The following is a 15690-nucleotide window of genomic DNA, read 5'->3' as shown; positions in this document are numbered from 1 at the left end:
AGCCCGTCATTGCACCACACCGGCCTTGCGGAGCCCCTCGACCATGAGTTCGAAATCGGCAGGGTTCTTGTAAGGCAAGACCTTGCGACGGTGTTCCAGCGAATAGGCGGGATTGACGCGAAGCAGGTCCTGCCATGCCGCATGGGCCTGCTCCAAACGGCCCAGATGGCCGTAGCATGCCGCCAGAAGCGCACGCGAGACGTCGGTGACAGCGTTGCGAGCCAGCCGTTGCAGCAAGAGGTCGACGGCCTCTTCGTACCTTCCCAGCTGAAACGATGCCAAAGCCTGGAAGTGCAGAAGCACATCCGGAAAGTATGGATTCAAGGTCTTTCCCCGGGCGAAACTCTCTAGCGCCTCCGCGGGTCTACCCGAATAATACAGCGCCTCGCCGCGGGCGACGTGCGCTTCGGCGAAGTTCGGATTGAGGGCTATCGCGCGCTCGACCTCGCCGATGGCTTCATCGTGCCGTCGTGTGTAAAGCTTGGCCGATGCCAGCGCCCAGTGCGCCCAGGGATCGCTGTCATCCAGCGTTACCGCTCGCGTTGCTGCCTCTTCCGCTTGCGCCATCGAGTCCAACGCACCCCACCTGTTGAGGTAATCGAGCCCGTGCGTGAGGGCTAGGAAAGCGTGGGCAGAGGCAAATTTCGGGTCCAGTTCGATGGCCCGCTGCAAGAGCTCGCGGGCCGCGACGTTCGTGTCCTTCGTCAGCCGGTGCCACAGCTCCCGGCCCCGCAGGAAACAGTCATACGCCTCCGGGTTGCGCTGGTGTTCGGGCGCCAGCCGCAGACGGTCGTCCTCGGTTAGATTGAGCGCCAGCGCACCGACGATGTGCTGCGTCACGTCATCCTGCACGGCGAATATGTCGGTCAGATCGCGATCGAACCGCTCCGCCCAAAGATGGCCGCCTGAGATTGCATCGATGAGCTGCGCGGTGATGCGTACCTTGTTCCCCGACTTGCGTACGCTTCCTTCAAGGACATAGCGCACGCCGAGTTTCGTACCGACATCCTGCACATGGACGTTCTGGCCCTTGAAGATGAAGGACGAATTGCGAGCGATGACGAAGAGCTGTGACAGTTTGGACAGCGCCGTGATGATGTCTTCGGAGATGCCGTCGGCGAAGTAGTCCTGTTCGGCATCACCGCTCATATTGGCGAACGGCAGCACGGCGATCGACAGTTTCGGCGGCGCTGCCGCAGCCGGAGGGCTCGTCGGGGTTTGCGAGGTCGCGGCCACCTTGGCCCCGGCGCCGACCTGCAGCGAATACACCCGGATCGGCTCGGCGATGTTCTTGAGCTGTGTGCTGCCGAGATCGCTGACCGAGAGGTCAAGCCTGGCCTTGACCTGGCGATAGGCATCCTCGGACAGGCAGATGGCGCCGGGCGCCGCAACGCCCTCCAGACGCGAGGCGATGTTGACGCCGTCACCCATCAGGTCGCCATCGCTCTCTTCGACCACGTCGCCCAGATGGATGCCTATCCTGAACTCGATGCGGCGCTCCTGCGGTACGCCGGCATTGCGCTCAACCATACCGTTTTGAATCTCAACGGCGCAGCGCACGGCATCGACCACACTGCGAAACTCAACCAGTGCCCCATCTCCGGTACGCTTGATAACCCGCCCGTGGTGCACTGCGATGATCGGATCGATCAGGTCGCTGCGCAGTGCTCGCAACCGCGCCAAGGTACGATCTTCGTCCGCGCTCGCGAGCCGGCTGTATCCGACCACATCTGCAGCCAGGATTGCGGCCAGCTTACGGTTCTCGCTCATGGGTCGCCTCCTCGTCTCCATCATAGCAGGAAGACGGCGGGACGAGGGAATTTTCGCAAATCACGGCCACGCGGCCGCCCGTATCGGCAGTGCTCCACCGCCGAACCCAGACCGATGCCCATTTGCGCTGCCGCTTGCCGGTTGACGACTATCGGTTCATCCTTGTGAATACCCCGGCCGTGACGAGCGTGGCGAGATCACGCGTCATGGCCCAAGGTCAAAGAGATAGAGCATGATGTCGTCCGAAAACCGCTTCACACTCTTCGGCATCATGCTCTGGTGAGGTGTCCATGAACTGCTCGGGCTGCGGTTTCGAGATCGAGGGCGGTTACGCCTTCTGTCCGAAGTGTGGCCGCCGCCAGCCCGTGCCATGCGCCAGTTGCGGCTACGCCTGCGCACCTGATTTCGAGTTCTGTCCTAAATGTGGGGCAAGCGTCGGTGCGTCCGCAAAAGCTGCCGAACGGCCTGCTCCGACACCAAGCCGCACCATTGCGCAGCCCTCTCGAGCTCCATCGCCGAACATCGAAAGCGAAGAGGGGCCGCATTCCGTCTCCGACGCCGATCGACGAACGGTAACGGTGCTGTTCGCCGATCTCTGCGGCTTCACGACACTCAGCGAGCAGCTCGACCCCGAGGTCATGCAGGCGCTGCAGAACGAACTGTTCAAGGAATTGACGGCGGCCGTGCAAGGCTTTGGTGGTTTCGTCGACAAATTCATCGGCGACGCTCTGCTCGCCTTATTCGGTGCGCCGGTCGCGCATGAGGACGATCCGGAACGTGCGCTTCGAGCCGCTCTCGACATGATCGCCCGGACGGCGCGGCTCGGTGAAAGCACCCGCCACTCCGGCTCGCCGCTGCTGCTCCACATAGGCATAAACACGGGTCCGGTCGTTACTGGCGGATTGGGCATCGGCACCGCCAAATCCTATTCGGTGACCGGCGACACGGTGAATACGGCGCAACGCCTGCAATCGCTGGCTGCACCGGGTGAGGTGCTGGTGGGCGAACTCACGCACAGGCTGACCCGGCATGCCTTCTCGTACGAGTCGCTGGGCGATGTCGTCTTTCGCGGCAAGGCTGGCAGTGTGCTCGTCCACCGACTGGATGCACCGCTTGCGGCGCCGCGTGCAGCGCGCGGGCTCGAGGCGCTCGGCCTCAGTGCGCCCATAATAGGTCGTGATGCGGAGCTCAACAGAATGCTGGCGAGCCTTGACTTGGCGTGCGGCGGCTCGGCCCAGCTTGTCCGCCTCGTCGGCGAAGCCGGTATCGGGAAGTCGCGGTTGGTGAAGGAGTTCGTCGCCCGCGTCGGCGACGAGGATCGTTTTCGCAACGTCGCCGTGCGGCAGGCCACGTGCTCACCGCTGGGTGAACAATCATTTGGCGCCCTGGGTGCAGTGGTGCGCAGCGCTGCCGGGATGATGCAAAACGACAATGGGGACGAAATGCGGGGCAAGCTCGCAGCCTTGCTTGCCGATCTCGGCCTGCAGGGCGAGGAGGCGAAGCGGCTGATGCCTTTGCTCTACCATGTGCTTGGCCTCGGCGACCCCGATGCCACCTTGCAGCATGTCGAGCCCGAGCAGCTGCGGCGGCAAATTCTCTACGCGGTCCGCACAATCATGGAACGGCGGCTTGCGTTGTCGCCGCTGTTGATTGTCGTCGAAGACCTGCACTGGGCCGACTCCGTCTCGCTCGAGGCACTGCGTTTCGTGATGGACAGACTGGAACGCACGCGGCTGATGTTGCTGGTCACGCATCGTCCGGCGTCGGACAACGACCAACTCGACTCAAGTCGGGTCAGCCACACAGCGCTCAGGCTTTCGCCGCTCGACAGCGATGACGGACGCCGCCTGGTGGCGGCGCTTTTCGGCGAGAGCTGGGTAAACGCCGCAGGAGGGCTTCTCGACCAGATCCTCGAGCGCGCGGGCGGCAACCCGCTTTTCTTGGAGGAGATCGTTCGCGGCCTTATCGATCGCGGTGTATTGGTGCGCGAGGGCCAGCAATGGCGGACCGTGGCAGGCGAAGTCGCAACCGGCATCCCCGCCACGATCCAGGCAATGTTGCTTGCTCGCGTCGACCGGCTGCCGCAAGAGGTGCGCCGGTTGGCCCAGGAAGCCGCGGTAATCGGCCCGCGCTTCGATGCCACGCTTCTGAAAGCCGTGGCAGCCGACCCCGGCCGACTGGAAGCGGGCTGCGAACTGCTTTGCGATGCGGAAATCATCGAGGAAGTTGCCGGATCAGGCTCGGTCTCGTCGCAAAGCTACCGCTTTACGCAAACATTGCTGCAGGACGTGATCTACCAGAATCTGCTCCTGCAACGCCGGACCGACATCCACCGCCGGGTAGGTGCCGCCCTGGAGCAACTGTGCGGCGACAAGCCGGAACGGTTCGAGGATCTGGCCGTGCTCGGTCATCATTTCGCTCAGAGCGCCGAGCGGGAGAGGGGCGCGCATTACCTGCAGGCGGCGGGAGATCGCGCTCGCATGATATACGCCAATGACGACGCCCTTCGTTTCTACGAGCGAGCACTGACTGCGTTGGGCGCGATCGGGCAAACACCGCTCAAACTGGCAATTGCAGAGCGCATTGCCGATTTGAGCGGCCCGGCAGGCCGCCGCGAGATTGCACACCGCCACTACGAGGCGGTGCTGCAGGCCTATCGCGAGTCAGCCGATCGTGTCGCGGCGGCGCGCGTTTTGCGCAAGATCGGTCGGCTGTTTTGGGACGTGGGCAAGCGGGACGACGCGGAATCGCGCTACGCTGAAGCGGCAGCGCTCCTCGATGGAGCGGATGCCCCGATCGAGCAGGCGCATCTCTGGCAAGAACGTGGCCGACAGGCGTTCCGCAGCGGAGATCACACTCTCGCGGCAAAATGGGCAGACGCGGCGCTGGATTGCGTACGCTCTCTGACAACGGAACATGTCTCCGATGATGCCACCCTCGTGACCGCCGAGGCACTTAATACCAAGGCTGTTGCGCTGGCTCGCCTTGGGCGAAACCATGAAGCCGTGCGTGAGGTTGAGCGCAGCATTGAATTGGCCGAAGCCGCCGGTCTGCTGGGCGCGGCCTGCCGCGGCTACACCAATCTCGGGGTGCTCTACACGACCATCGATCCGGCGAAGGCGATGGAGGTCTGTCGGCGCGGTCTTGAAGTGGCGCGCCGTATTGGCGATTTGGGTTTCCAGGCGCGCCTCCTCGCCAATCTGGCGGTAGCTTGTTGTACTTTCACGGATCGCTGTCCAACGGAGGGCGTGCCTGCTGCCGAGAAGGCCATCGAGATTGACCGGGCGCTCGACCAGCGCGAGCACCTGCCAGTGCCGTTGATCGTGCTTGGGCAGATCCACCAGTGCAACGGCCATCCGGAACTGGCGATCGGCTTGTTCCACGAAGCACTGGAGGTAGCCCGCGAAACGGGCGAGCCCCAACTGCTGTTTCCGTGCTATGATGGACTCGCAACGCTTAATCTCGACCTCGACAATCTGGCCGAGGCCGAACGCTACTTTTCCCTGGCGCAGGGTATATGCGCCCAGCACGGGCTCGACCCGGAAGCGCTTGTGGTGCTGCCTTTTCTCGACTAGCCGGGATAGGGGGTTGGACATGTCCGCGCCTAGTGGATTGATACCGCTTCAACCGGGCGACCGGGCGCCGAACCTGATACTCGACGCCATTACCCAGGAAGGCAAGATTGCGCTTGACGACTTTCGCGGGCAAAAACCGGTGCTGGTCGGCCTGTTTCGAGGTCTGCATTGTGCGTTTTGCCGGCGCCACATCGCCGCTCAGGCGCGTCTCGATCCGGAGCTGCGCGAAAAGGGCGTGGAGAGCCTGACGGTGGTCAACACGCCGATCGAACGGGCGCGGCTCTATTTCCGCTACCATCCAATGCCGAACCTGCTTGCGGCGTCGGACCCGGAACGCGCTTCACATCGTGCTTTTGGACTGCCCAATCTCGAATTCACCGAGAACGAGACGAACTGGCCGTACAAGGTCGCGATGGCAGCGGCACAGGACATGCGGGTCGACATACCTGGCGAATTGCCCGGTCCCATGGATCCGATGACAGCCGCCGCAATCCTCGACAAGAAGGACCACTACGAACTGACCGAAGCCGACGAGCAGATGATGGCCACGGGACACGGACAACTGGTTGGTCAGTTCCTGCTGGACCGGCAGGGGATCGTCCGCTGGAGCTTCACGGAGGTCCCGGAGGGTGGGCGATACATGTTTGGCGCCCCAAACCCGAAGGAGCTGATGTCAGCCGTGTCGCAAGTCGCCCAATAATGAACTGACAAGTTCACCGTTTATCCGAGCACGGCCTCGACAGTGGCGACAAAGTCATCGAGCGAGCGGTCGCCGCGAATCTCGATGCGCGGAAGGTCGATGAGATCGCTATGGAGGTCCGCCGGCCCGTGCCTGCGGCCGAAGCCTACTCGATAGCCGCACTCCCTAGCCAGCCGGCCAAGCCGTCGGTCGGTGACGGAGAAGGGGGCCGCGAACGCCCTGGTTGGCCGGCCGGTCCAGCGTTCGATGAACAGACGAGAGCGCAGGAGCTCGGAGGCCAGGTCAGCGCTCGACAGACCATCTATGGCGCGATGCGTCGCCATGTGGCTGCCGAAGAAGGCGCCTTCGGCAGCGAGGCGTCGCACCGTCCCGGCGCCCATAAGCGGCGTCGGCGGACCGATGTCGGTGTCCCACTTTGCACTTTCGCCCACCAGGTCCGTCACCAGGAACACTTCCGCGTTCAGGTCGTTGGCGCGCAAGATCGGCCAGGCATGGTCGGCGAAGTTCTGGAAGCCGTCATCGAAAGTGATGAGCACCGGGCGGCCGACGAAAGGCTGACGGTTGGCGATGGATGCTTCCAGCTGCTCGGAGCCAATGGCGTGAAAGCCATTGGCGCGCAGCCATCCCATCTGGCTGGCGAATGCGGCGGGCGTGAGCCGAAAGCGAGCGAGCGCGGCCGGACCTTCATCGGCAACGCCGTGATACATGAGGACAGGGATATGCCGGCGCTGCTCGTTACGTGCGACGTCGCGGCGCAAGGCTCGCGCCCCACCCCAGACGATATTTCGCGCGACGCCGATTTCGATGGGCGCGCGGATCGGCACATGATCGATCACCGGGTCCGTCGCCACATCGCCCGGCGATAGGCGGCGGAAGCGGTCTATGCGGTAGAGCTCGGTCTGGATCGATTGCTCGAGCACCAGGCCTTCGGTCGCTGCCAGCGTCTCGGAGATCGCCTGGGCACCGAATGTGTTCCAGTCGAAGCCCGTCTTTTCGACATTGTCACGCAGCACGAATGCGTGTGCGCTGATGAAACTACCGCCAGGCGCCAACGCCTCGGCAAATTTCTTGGCGATGCGCCGCAACTCGGCGAGATCGTCCAGATAGTAGAGCACCTCCGAACAGAAGATCAGATCCATCTCACCCGGCAGCGTGTCGGCAGCGAAATCGAGTACGCCGAACTCGACATTCGCCTGATTGTTGCATCGGGCGCGGGCTCGCTCGATGGCTATGGCGGAGATGTCGGTTGCGGTCAGATGGCCCACGCGCGGCGCCAGCTGCCGCGTGAAATGGCCCTCCGCACAGGCCAGCTCAAGCGCCCGCCCGATGGGACCGGCAGGCAGGATCTCGATCTGCCGCTCATATTTTTCCTGCTCATAGAGCGAGCTGTAGTTCCAGGGATCCTCGGTCGCGAAATAGCTGTTCCAGAACGCCGTGCGATCCTTGTCGTGCTTGTCCGCGACCCGTGCGCGGCGCGGCGTAACAGGCTCTGACGGTTCAGCGCTCGACCGAACCAGGTCATGCGCCTGTGCAGCCAATTGCGCGAGTTTGCCGAAGTGGCTGTCCTGATCGGGCTCGCTTCCCGCCATGGCAAACGATACCTCGGCTGCAGGCGTGTTTGACGTGGTCGCGCCGGCGCCCTTTTGCGGTGCAGGCGATCCTCCCGCAAGCCGCTCAGCAGGCACTACATCCAGGATCAATTCAATCCAATGATCGCTCGTCACCGTCCCGAGTGCACCGAACTGCACGACAGCCTCGATCCGGCCATCCAGCATCAGATGGGCATAGATCTGATCGATGCCTTCCGGCAGTTCGGTCGCGGTCGGATTGCGAGCGTCGACGCGAACTCCGAGCGTTCGCGCCAGCCTGCGCGGCGCGGCAAGATCGTCGGCTTCGAGAAGCATTTGCTCAAGCTGGTACTGGACGCGGCGAGCTGCTGCGGGATTGTCCCAGATCTTGCCGAGTTCGATGATCAACGCGGTGGTTGCGCTGCCGAACCTCGCCCATCCGGCAGCCAATTGTGCCGGCACCGACAGGCTTCCTGCCATGAGGCCATCGAAGATTACCTTGGCAATCTCATGCGCCCACTTGCGTCCCGCCGGGAGTGCGCGCAGGGGCTGCGGGTCGACCAAGCGCGAGCCTGAGCCGCATTCGGACGCGGCGTTCCGCAACGCCAGCCAAGCAAGCGCTTCGGATGCGCTGCCGCCGTTCGCCGAACTGGAAACCAAGGGATTATGCGCCACGCCGTACTACCCGCGCCTGGTTCTGAGGGAGAACAAGTGTCCCGCAACGCGCTTACATCGCCGGTCTGGAAAAAGCAAAAGGCGCCCCGAAAGGCGCCTCTTCATCGCTTGATTCCCCTAGAGGAAACTGGAGCGGGTGAAGCGATTCGAACGCTCGACCCCAACCTTGGCAAGGTTGTGCTCTACCCCTGAGCTACACCCGCTCACACGGCCCTTTGGCCGCAAGCCGGGCCTATATGGCTGAAGAGCGCGGCGATTGCAACAGGGAAATGACGGGCTTTTTGGTCGCGCCAAATCGCTTGGCGGAACCTTGTCGGCCACGCGGGTGGTTCATCGACTTCCCGCATGACGGTCTTGTCTCGGCGGCATCATTGGCCGTAAACGGCTTTGCCGCGCGCCGATACAGGGGAAGACCACCAATGCCGAAGACCGAAGCCGAGCTTTTCGCCTTTCTTGCCGATCTCGGCATATCAGTGTCGACCGTGCGCCATCCGCCGCTCTATACGGTGGCCGATTCGCAGTCGCTGCGCGGCGAGATACCGGGCGGGCACACGAAAAATCTGTTTCTCAAGGACAAGAAGGACAATTTCTTCCTGGTCAGCGTCGGCGAGGAGGCGGTCGTCGACCTGAAGCAGATCCACACGATGATCGGCGCCGCCGGCCGGGTGTCGTTCGGCAAGCCGGAGATGCTGATGGAGCTGCTCGGTGTCATTCCGGGCGCGGTCACCGTGTTCGGGCTGATCAACGACACCGAAAGACGGGTCAAAGTGGTGCTCGACCAGGATTTGATAGCACATGCGACAGTCAACGCGCATCCGCTGACCAATGAGGCGACGACGTCGATCGCGTCCGCCGACCTCATCAGATTCGTCGAGGCAACCGGACATGATGCTGCTATCTTGAAAGTCTCGGCTTGATCGCCACATGGATGGCGAAAACTGACCTCTAGTTAAGGACGTCGCGCTGCTCCGCTGGGCGCGATCGGAAGGGCGACGACATGAGCGACAACAACAATCCGTTTGGCGGCCAATTCGGCGGCAATTCTGGCCAGTACACCACGTCCGTGCAATATGGCGGCGCCGAGCCGGCCAAGTCGGCACTTGGCCCGACACCCGGCGCAGCACCTGCCGCTGGCGAGCTGATCAAGGACACCACGACCGCCACTTTCGCCGCCGACGTCATCCAGGAATCGCGCAAACAGCCGGTACTGGTCGATTTCTGGGCGCCGTGGTGCGGGCCCTGCAAGCAGCTCACGCCGCTTCTGGAAAAGGCGGTCAAGGCCGCCGGCGGCAAGGTCAAGCTGGTCAAAATGAACATTGACGATCATCCCTCGATCGCCGGCCAGCTCGGCATCCAATCGATCCCGGCGGTCATCGCCTTCAAGGACGGCCAGCCTGTCGACGGCTTCATGGGCGCCATCCCCGAGAGCCAGATCGCCGAGTTCATCACCAAGGTCGGCGGCAAGGGCAATGGTGCGCCGCCGGTGGCCGAAGCACTGGCCGCGGCGGCGGAAGCGCATGCGGCGGGCGATGCGCAGACCGCAGCCGACATTTACGACGCCATCCTGGCGCAAGCGCCGGAGACGATCGAGGCGATTGCCGGGCTGGGCGAGCTTCTGTTCGAGGCCGGCGACAGCGACGGCGCCGAGGCGCTGCTGGCAACGGCGCCGGAGGCCAAGAAAAATGCGCCGGCACTTGCCGCGCTGCGTGCCAAGATGACGCTGGCTGCGGAAGCGGCAGCACTTGGCAATCCAGCTGAATTCGAGCAGCGACTGGCCGCCAATCCCGGCGACCACCAGGCGCGTTTCGACCTCGCCATGATCCAGAACGCCAAGGGCGAGCGCCATGCGGCGGCCGACAATCTTCTGGCGATTATAAAAGCCGACCGGACGTGGAACGAGGACGGCGCCAGGGCGCAGCTGCTGAAACTGTTCGAGGCCTGGGGCATGACCGACGAGGCGACGCTGGCGGCACGGCGCAAATTGTCGTCGCTGCTGTTTTCCTGAGCCGTTTGCCGGCCAAATTGCCGGGGCGTGGCTGTCGGGCCTTGCGGTCGGCGGCCGCCGCGCCAGATTAGGCCGATAACATCGCGCCCGAAGCGGGTCGGAGGAGTGAAGGTGCAGGTCGGAAACGCATTTTACCGGGTCGGCAAGGATCTGCCGGCAACCATTCCGGTGTTTCCGCTTGCCGGCGCGCTGCTGCTGCCGGGCGGGCGCATGCCGCTCAACATCTTCGAGCCGCGCTACCTGCAGATGGTGGATGAGGCGATCGCCGGCGCGCGGCTGATCGGCATCGTCCAGCCCAGCCTCAATGGCGCGTTGCGCGCCGACGGGGAGCCGGAACTGTGCAATGTCGGCTGCGCCGGGCGCATCATCTCGATGGCCGAGAGCGGCGACGGCCGCTATCTGGTTTCGCTGCAGGGCGTCTGCCGTTTCCGCATCACCAGCGAATTGCCGGTGAAGACGCCTTTCCGGAAATGCAAGCTGGCGCCGTTCCTCACCGATCTTGCCGAAGACCAGGCGGCAAGCGAGGTCGACCGGCCGGCGCTGTTGAAAGCGTTTCGCGCTTATCTGCAGGCCAACGATCTCGAAGCCGATTGGGAAAGCGTCAGCCGCGCCGAGAACACCATGCTGGTCAATGCGCTGTCGATGATGGCGCCCTACGGACCGGCCGAGAAACAGGCGCTGCTGGAGGCGCCCGACCTGAAAGCCCGCGCGGAGACGCTGATCGCCATCACCGAAATGGCGCTGGCGCGCGAGAATGAGGACTTTGGTTCCAGCCTGCAATAAGGGCTGAGCCGATGGCTGAAGGGGGATCCAATGGCTGCGGATGGGCGTGACGGCAAGTCGGTCAATGTCGATCCAAAATTGCTGGAGCTGCTGGCCTGCCCGCTGACCAAGGGGCCGCTGGCCTGGGACCCGGTGCGCGGCGAGTTGATCTCGCGGCTTGCCAAGCTCGCTTATCCCGTGCGCGACGGCATCCCGATCATGCTGCCCTCGGAGGCGCGGACTATTTCGGCGGAAGACGTGCTGTCGCCGCCGCGATTGGGTGGGCCGGGCTGAAGGGCCAGGGGTGGTTCAAACGGACCTCAGCCTAAGAAGCCATTCTGTTGGCGATCCTTCGCGCCCCCCTCTGCCCTTGCCGGCATTAATGTCATGGGCTCCCGACCGCCCTGCACTTGCCTACTGAAAATTCCGCCCCTTGGGCATGACCCTTTCAGCTTTGTCCGAGAGGGTGGCAATGTCGGGCCGGGCAGCCGGCGTCATCTCTTCCAGCAGCACCGTCAGCCACGGCGTCAAATCCTCGATCTTCTCGGCGACGATGTGGATGACGTCGGATTCCGACTGCAGCTTGCCGGTGACCTTGACGAAGCGCGCGCCCATGACGATGGGCCGGAAACGGGTAAAGGTCCGCTCCCAGAAAATGACGTTGGCGACGGCCTTGTCGTCTTCCAGCGTCAGGAAGATCGCATTGCCCTTGCCGGGCCGCTGCCGCACCAGCACCAGGCCGGCGACCGAGACCCGCCTGCCGTCGCGCACCGAGCCGAGATTGGCATTGGGAATGACGCCGGCGCGGTCGAGCCGCTCGCGCAGGAAGGCGACCGGATGCGCCTTCAGCGACAGGCCGAGCGCGCGGTAGTCGTGGATGACGTGCTCGCCGAGCGGCATTGTCGGCAGTTTTGTCTCGGGCTCGAGTTCGCGCAGCCGGATCGCCGGCTGGTCGAACAGCGGCAGCCGTTCGGCGGCGCTCTTGCCATCCAGCGCGCGCACCGCCCACAAGGCTTCACGACGGTCGAGGCCGAGCGAGCGGAAGGCGTCAGCCTGCGCCAGTCTTTCGATTTCGCCGACATCGAGGCCCGAGCGCAGCCACACATCCCTGACGCTTGTATAGCCGGCGCCGCGCCGCGCGGTGAAAGCTTCCATACGCTTCTCGGCCAAGCCCTTGATCTGACGGAAGCCAAGCCGGACGGCGTACCGGGTCTTGATGACACCGCGCATTTCGGCATGGCGCCCCAGGATGCGGCCCGGATCGAATTGGGCTTTCTCCAGGGTGCAGTCCCAGTCGGAAAAATTGACGTCGACGTCGCGGATATCGACGCCATGGTCGCGCGCGTCGCGCACCAGCTGGGCCGGCTGGTAAAACCCCATCGGCTGCGAATTCAGGATCGCGGCGCAGAACACGTCGGGATAAAAGGTCTTGAACCAGCAGGAGGCATAGACGAGCAAAGCGAAGGAGGCGGCGTGGCTTTCGGGAAAGCCGTATTCGCCGAAGCCTTCGATCTGCTTGAAGCAGCGCTCGGCGAAGTCTTTGGTGTATCCCTTGCCGACCATGCCGTCGATCATGCGCTGGCGGTAATTGCCGATGGTGCCGGTGCGCTTGAAGGTGGCCATGGCGCGGCGTAGTTCGTCGGCTTCGCCGGGTTTGAAACCACCGGCGACGATTGCAATATTCATCGCCTGTTCCTGAAACAGCGGCACGCCGAGTGTCTTCTTGAGAATAGCCTCCAGCTCTGGCTTTTGATATTCAGCCGCTTCCTTGCCCTGCCGACGGCGCAGATAGGGGTGCACCATGTCGCCCTGGATCGGGCCGGGCCGCACGATCGCCACCTCGATGACCAGGTCGTAGAATTCGCGCGGGCGTAGACGCGGCAGCATCGACATCTGCGCGCGCGATTCGATCTGGAAGACGCCGAGCGTGTCGGCGCGGCAGATCATGTCGTACACGTCGTTCTCTTCCGGCGGCAGGGTGGCCAGCACATAGGGTCGGCCGTAATCATCCCGGGCCTTCGGATAATGGTCGGTGAGCAAGGTGAAGGCGCGCTTCAGGCAGGTCAGCATGCCAAGCGCCAGAATATCCACCTTCAGGATCTTCACCGCGTCGAGATCGTCCTTATCCCACTCGACCATCTTGCGCGCCTCCATCGCCGTCTTGACGATGGGGACGATCTCGTCGAGCCGGTCGCGGGTAATGACGAAGCCGCCGACATGCTGCGACAGATGCCGGGGAAAGCCCATGATCTCGTTGGCGTGGGCGATCACGTGACGGGTCGAGGTCTCGTTGCGGTCGAGGCCGCCGGCATGCGCCTCCTTCTCGCCGAGCTCCGAGGTCGACCAGCCCCAGATCGAACTGGAGAGCGCAATGCGGACATCGTCCGATAGGCCCATGGCCTTGGCCACCTCGCGCAGCGCCGAGCGGCCGCGATAGCTGATGACGGCGGCAGCCAGCGCGGTGCGCTTGGCGCTGTATTTGGAGTAGATGTACTGGATCACCTCCTCACGCCGCTCATGCTCGAAATCGACGTCGATGTCGGGCGGCTCGTTGCGCTCCTCGGAAATGAAGCGCTCGAACAACGTGTCGATGCGCTCGGGGCCGACCTCGGTGATGCCGATGCAGTAGCAGACGATCGAGTTGGCGGCCGAGCCTCTGCCCTGGCACAGAATGCCCTCATTGCGGGCGAACTGGACGATGTCGTAAACGGTCAGGAAATAGCGCGCATAATTCAGACGCTCGATCAGAGCGAGCTCCTCACTGATGCGCTGCAAGACGGAAGCGGGGACGCCCGCCGGATAGCGCGTGGCGGCCCCCTCCCTGGCCAGACGCTCTAGCTCGGCCTGCGGCCCAAGCCCTGATTGCGTCGGCTCGTCGGGATAATTGTACTGGAGGTCGCTGAGCGAGAAGGTCAGTTCGCCGGCAAAGCGCAGCGTCTCGGCCAGCGCCGGTGGATGGCGGCGGAAGAGACGGGCCATTTCCAGCGGCGGCTTCAGATGGCGCTCGGCGTTGGCCGTCAGCTCCAGCCCGACCTCGGCGACCGGCAAATTGAGGCGGATGGCGGTGAGCACATCTTGCAGCGAGCGGCGCTCGGCGCTGTGATAAAGCACGTCGTTGGTCGCCATCAGCGGCACGCCGGCGATGTCCGCCATGCCCGCCGCCTGCTCGATGCGGAAACGGTCATTGCCGCGATAATCCGGCGCCATGCCTAGCCGCAAATTAGCGCCGAAACGGTCTTTCAGTTGACGGACCAATGCCAGGGGATCGTCGGCATTCGCCGAGAGATCCGGCAGCACCGCCAGCGACAGCAGGTCGCCCCATTCGAGCAGGTCGCTGCGCTGGAGAAGGGTCGCGCCCTTCTCGTTTTCATCGCGCAAATTGGCTTGCGTCAGCATGCGGCAGAGATGGCCCCAGCCCTTGCGGTTCTGCGGATAGGCGAGAATGTCCGGCGTGCCGTCGCCGAACACCAGGCGGCAACCGGGGTGATAGGCGAGCTTCTCGACCTTGGCCTGCTGCCAGGCGCGCACGACGCCGGCCACCGTGTTGCGGTCTGCCAGTCCGATCGAGGAAAAGCCGAGGAATTTGGCCGCCACCACCAGCTCCTCCGGCTTGGAGGCGCCGCGCAGGAAGGAGAAGTTCGACTGGATGCCGAATTCCGCATAGGGGATGACGGTCAGCGCGTTCATGCGAAGACCCCATGCATGAACCAGCGCGGCGGCACCTGCGGGTTGCCATAGAGGCCTTGCCGATAGAGCCAGTAGCGGCGGCCGTCGGCATCCTCGATCCGGAAATAGTCACGCGTCGATGTGAGCGGATCGCTTGACGTTTCACGCCACCATTCCGGCGCGATGCGTTCCGGCCCCTCGGCGCGCGCGACCCGGTAGAGCGCGCGGCGCCAGCGGAAATTCATCGGCGGACCCTCAGGCATTTCGGTGGCCGGCACCTCGATCGGCTCGGGCGAACGGAACAGCCGGATCGGCCGTTCCGGCGGGAAGATGGTTGCGCGCGGCGCGTCTTTCGAGCCCGGCTTCCTGAGCGGTGTTTTGCGTTGTGGCGCTTCCGAGAACGGGATGGTGGCGATGGCGCGCTCCGGCAGATGGCTCTCGAGGGCGACCGGTTTCAGCACCGCACTGTCGCCGAGCCTGGCGCGGATGCGGTCGGCAAAGAGTGCCATGTCGGCGCCGTCATCCTCGGTCTCGCCGGTCAAATCGGCCTGCTGCATGTCGAAGCCGGCGGCCGCCAGCACCGAAAGCCGCACCAGGTCGAAGCCGTAGCCGGCATCGATGTCCTGTTCGAGCGCGGCCAGCCGCTCATGGAACAGGCGCTGGATAAGCTTGGGTTCGCGCAACGGTCGCGAGGTACCGACAGCGATGCGGCTGACGGCGCCGTCGACGCGAAACAAAAGCAGCGCCAGCATCCTTGCGCCCTCGCCGCGGCGTTCGAGATCGGCCTTCAGCGTCACCGCCAGCAAGAGCACCAGCCGTTCGATCTCGGCGGTCAGCACGACCGGCTCGGCCAGGTGGCGTTCGACCGAAAGCGGGGCCACGGGCAGGCGCGGCGATACCGCCTCGTCGAGACGGCCGAGCGCCTGGTCGAGCCGCAACAGCAAGGTCGCGCCGAAGCGACGGGCGAGC

General features: G+C 64.0%; 10 protein-coding genes and 1 tRNA gene. 6 read left to right on the top strand and 5 right to left on the bottom strand.

The features are described from left to right. Window positions 1-6: 6 nt before the first annotated feature. Entirely contained in the window at window positions 7-1770 is a 1764-nt protein-coding gene (locus tag X726_RS144990) for an adenylate/guanylate cyclase domain-containing protein (protein ID WP_023672129.1), read from the bottom strand. Window positions 1771-2060: 290 nt separating this feature from the next. Here X726_RS144990 and X726_RS144995 point away from each other — a divergent pair, with 290 nt between their 5' ends. Beyond that, window positions 2061-5345, top strand: a complete 3285-nt coding sequence (locus tag X726_RS144995) for an adenylate/guanylate cyclase domain-containing protein (protein WP_023672128.1) — start codon at window positions 2061-2063, stop codon at window positions 5343-5345. 19 nt (window positions 5346-5364) lie between these two features. Further along, entirely contained in the window at window positions 5365-6045 is a 681-nt protein-coding gene (locus X726_RS145000; RefSeq protein ID WP_023672127.1) for a redoxin domain-containing protein, read from the top strand. 20 nt (window positions 6046-6065) lie between these two features. Here X726_RS145000 and X726_RS1000000168225 read toward each other — a convergent pair whose 3' ends face one another. Together X726_RS1000000168225 and X726_RS145005 are read right to left on the bottom strand one after the other, a co-directional pair. Further along, window positions 6066-8093, bottom strand: coding sequence for an SAM-dependent methyltransferase (locus X726_RS1000000168225; RefSeq protein WP_245272153.1), 2028 nt, complete (start codon window positions 8091-8093; stop codon window positions 6066-6068). Between the two features lie 323 nt (window positions 8094-8416). Next, window positions 8417-8491, bottom strand: a tRNA-Gly gene (locus tag X726_RS145005). 216 nt (window positions 8492-8707) lie between these two features. On the opposite strand from X726_RS145005, the gene X726_RS145010 reads away from it, so the two are divergent. The 4 genes from X726_RS145010 to X726_RS145025 all read left to right on the top strand — a co-directional run bounded on the left by X726_RS145010 (window position 8708) and on the right by X726_RS145025 (window position 11349). Next, a complete protein-coding gene (locus X726_RS145010) occupies window positions 8708-9205 on the top strand; it encodes a prolyl-tRNA synthetase associated domain-containing protein (protein WP_023672125.1) in 498 nt (165 codons plus the stop codon). Window positions 9206-9285: 80 nt separating this feature from the next. Beyond that, on the top strand, window positions 9286-10293 hold the full coding sequence (gene trxA, locus X726_RS145015) for a thioredoxin (RefSeq protein WP_023672124.1): 1008 nt from the start codon (window positions 9286-9288) through the stop codon (window positions 10291-10293). 111 nt (window positions 10294-10404) lie between these two features. Next, window positions 10405-11076 (top strand): LON peptidase substrate-binding domain-containing protein, encoded by a 672-nt coding sequence (locus X726_RS145020; protein WP_023672123.1) that lies wholly within the window; start codon window positions 10405-10407, stop codon window positions 11074-11076. Window positions 11077-11106: 30 nt separating this feature from the next. Continuing rightward, window positions 11107-11349, top strand: coding sequence for a Trm112 family protein (locus tag X726_RS145025; protein ID WP_023672122.1), 243 nt, complete (start codon window positions 11107-11109; stop codon window positions 11347-11349). A 120-nt stretch (window positions 11350-11469) separates the two neighbouring features. Here X726_RS145025 and X726_RS145030 read toward each other — a convergent pair whose 3' ends face one another. Together X726_RS145030 and X726_RS145035 are read right to left on the bottom strand one after the other, a co-directional pair. Further along, entirely contained in the window at window positions 11470-14742 is a 3273-nt protein-coding gene (locus X726_RS145030) for an error-prone DNA polymerase (RefSeq protein ID WP_023672121.1), read from the bottom strand. After that, on the bottom strand, window positions 14739-15690 hold a 952-nt coding region (locus X726_RS145035), incomplete at its 5' end, for a DUF6504 family protein (RefSeq protein ID WP_023672120.1). The genes X726_RS145035 and X726_RS145030, both read right to left, overlap by 4 nt.

It is taken from the genome of Mesorhizobium sp. LSJC285A00 (genome assembly GCF_000503155.1).
GTDB lineage: Bacteria > Pseudomonadota > Alphaproteobacteria > Rhizobiales > Rhizobiaceae > Mesorhizobium.
This window is presented reverse-complemented; position numbering and strand designations above follow the sequence as displayed.

Excerpts from the sequence above, each read along its gene's own strand:
- X726_RS1000000168225 (WP_245272153.1), bottom strand. The coding sequence starts at position 8,093 with ATGGCAGGAAGCCTGTCGGTGCCGGCACAATTGGCTGCCGGATGGGCG.
- X726_RS145025 (WP_023672122.1), top strand. The coding sequence starts at position 11,107 with ATGGCTGCGGATGGGCGTGACGGCAAGTCGGTCAATGTCGATCCAAAA.
- X726_RS145010 (WP_023672125.1), top strand. The coding sequence starts at position 8,708 with ATGCCGAAGACCGAAGCCGAGCTTTTCGCCTTTCTTGCCGATCTCGGC.
- trxA (WP_023672124.1), top strand. The coding sequence starts at position 9,286 with ATGAGCGACAACAACAATCCGTTTGGCGGCCAATTCGGCGGCAATTCT.
- X726_RS144995 (WP_023672128.1), top strand. The coding sequence starts at position 2,061 with ATGAACTGCTCGGGCTGCGGTTTCGAGATCGAGGGCGGTTACGCCTTC.
- X726_RS145000 (WP_023672127.1), top strand. The coding sequence starts at position 5,365 with ATGTCCGCGCCTAGTGGATTGATACCGCTTCAACCGGGCGACCGGGCG.
- X726_RS145030 (WP_023672121.1), bottom strand. The coding sequence starts at position 14,742 with ATGAACGCGCTGACCGTCATCCCCTATGCGGAATTCGGCATCCAGTCG.
- X726_RS144990 (WP_023672129.1), bottom strand. The coding sequence starts at position 1,770 with ATGAGCGAGAACCGTAAGCTGGCCGCAATCCTGGCTGCAGATGTGGTC.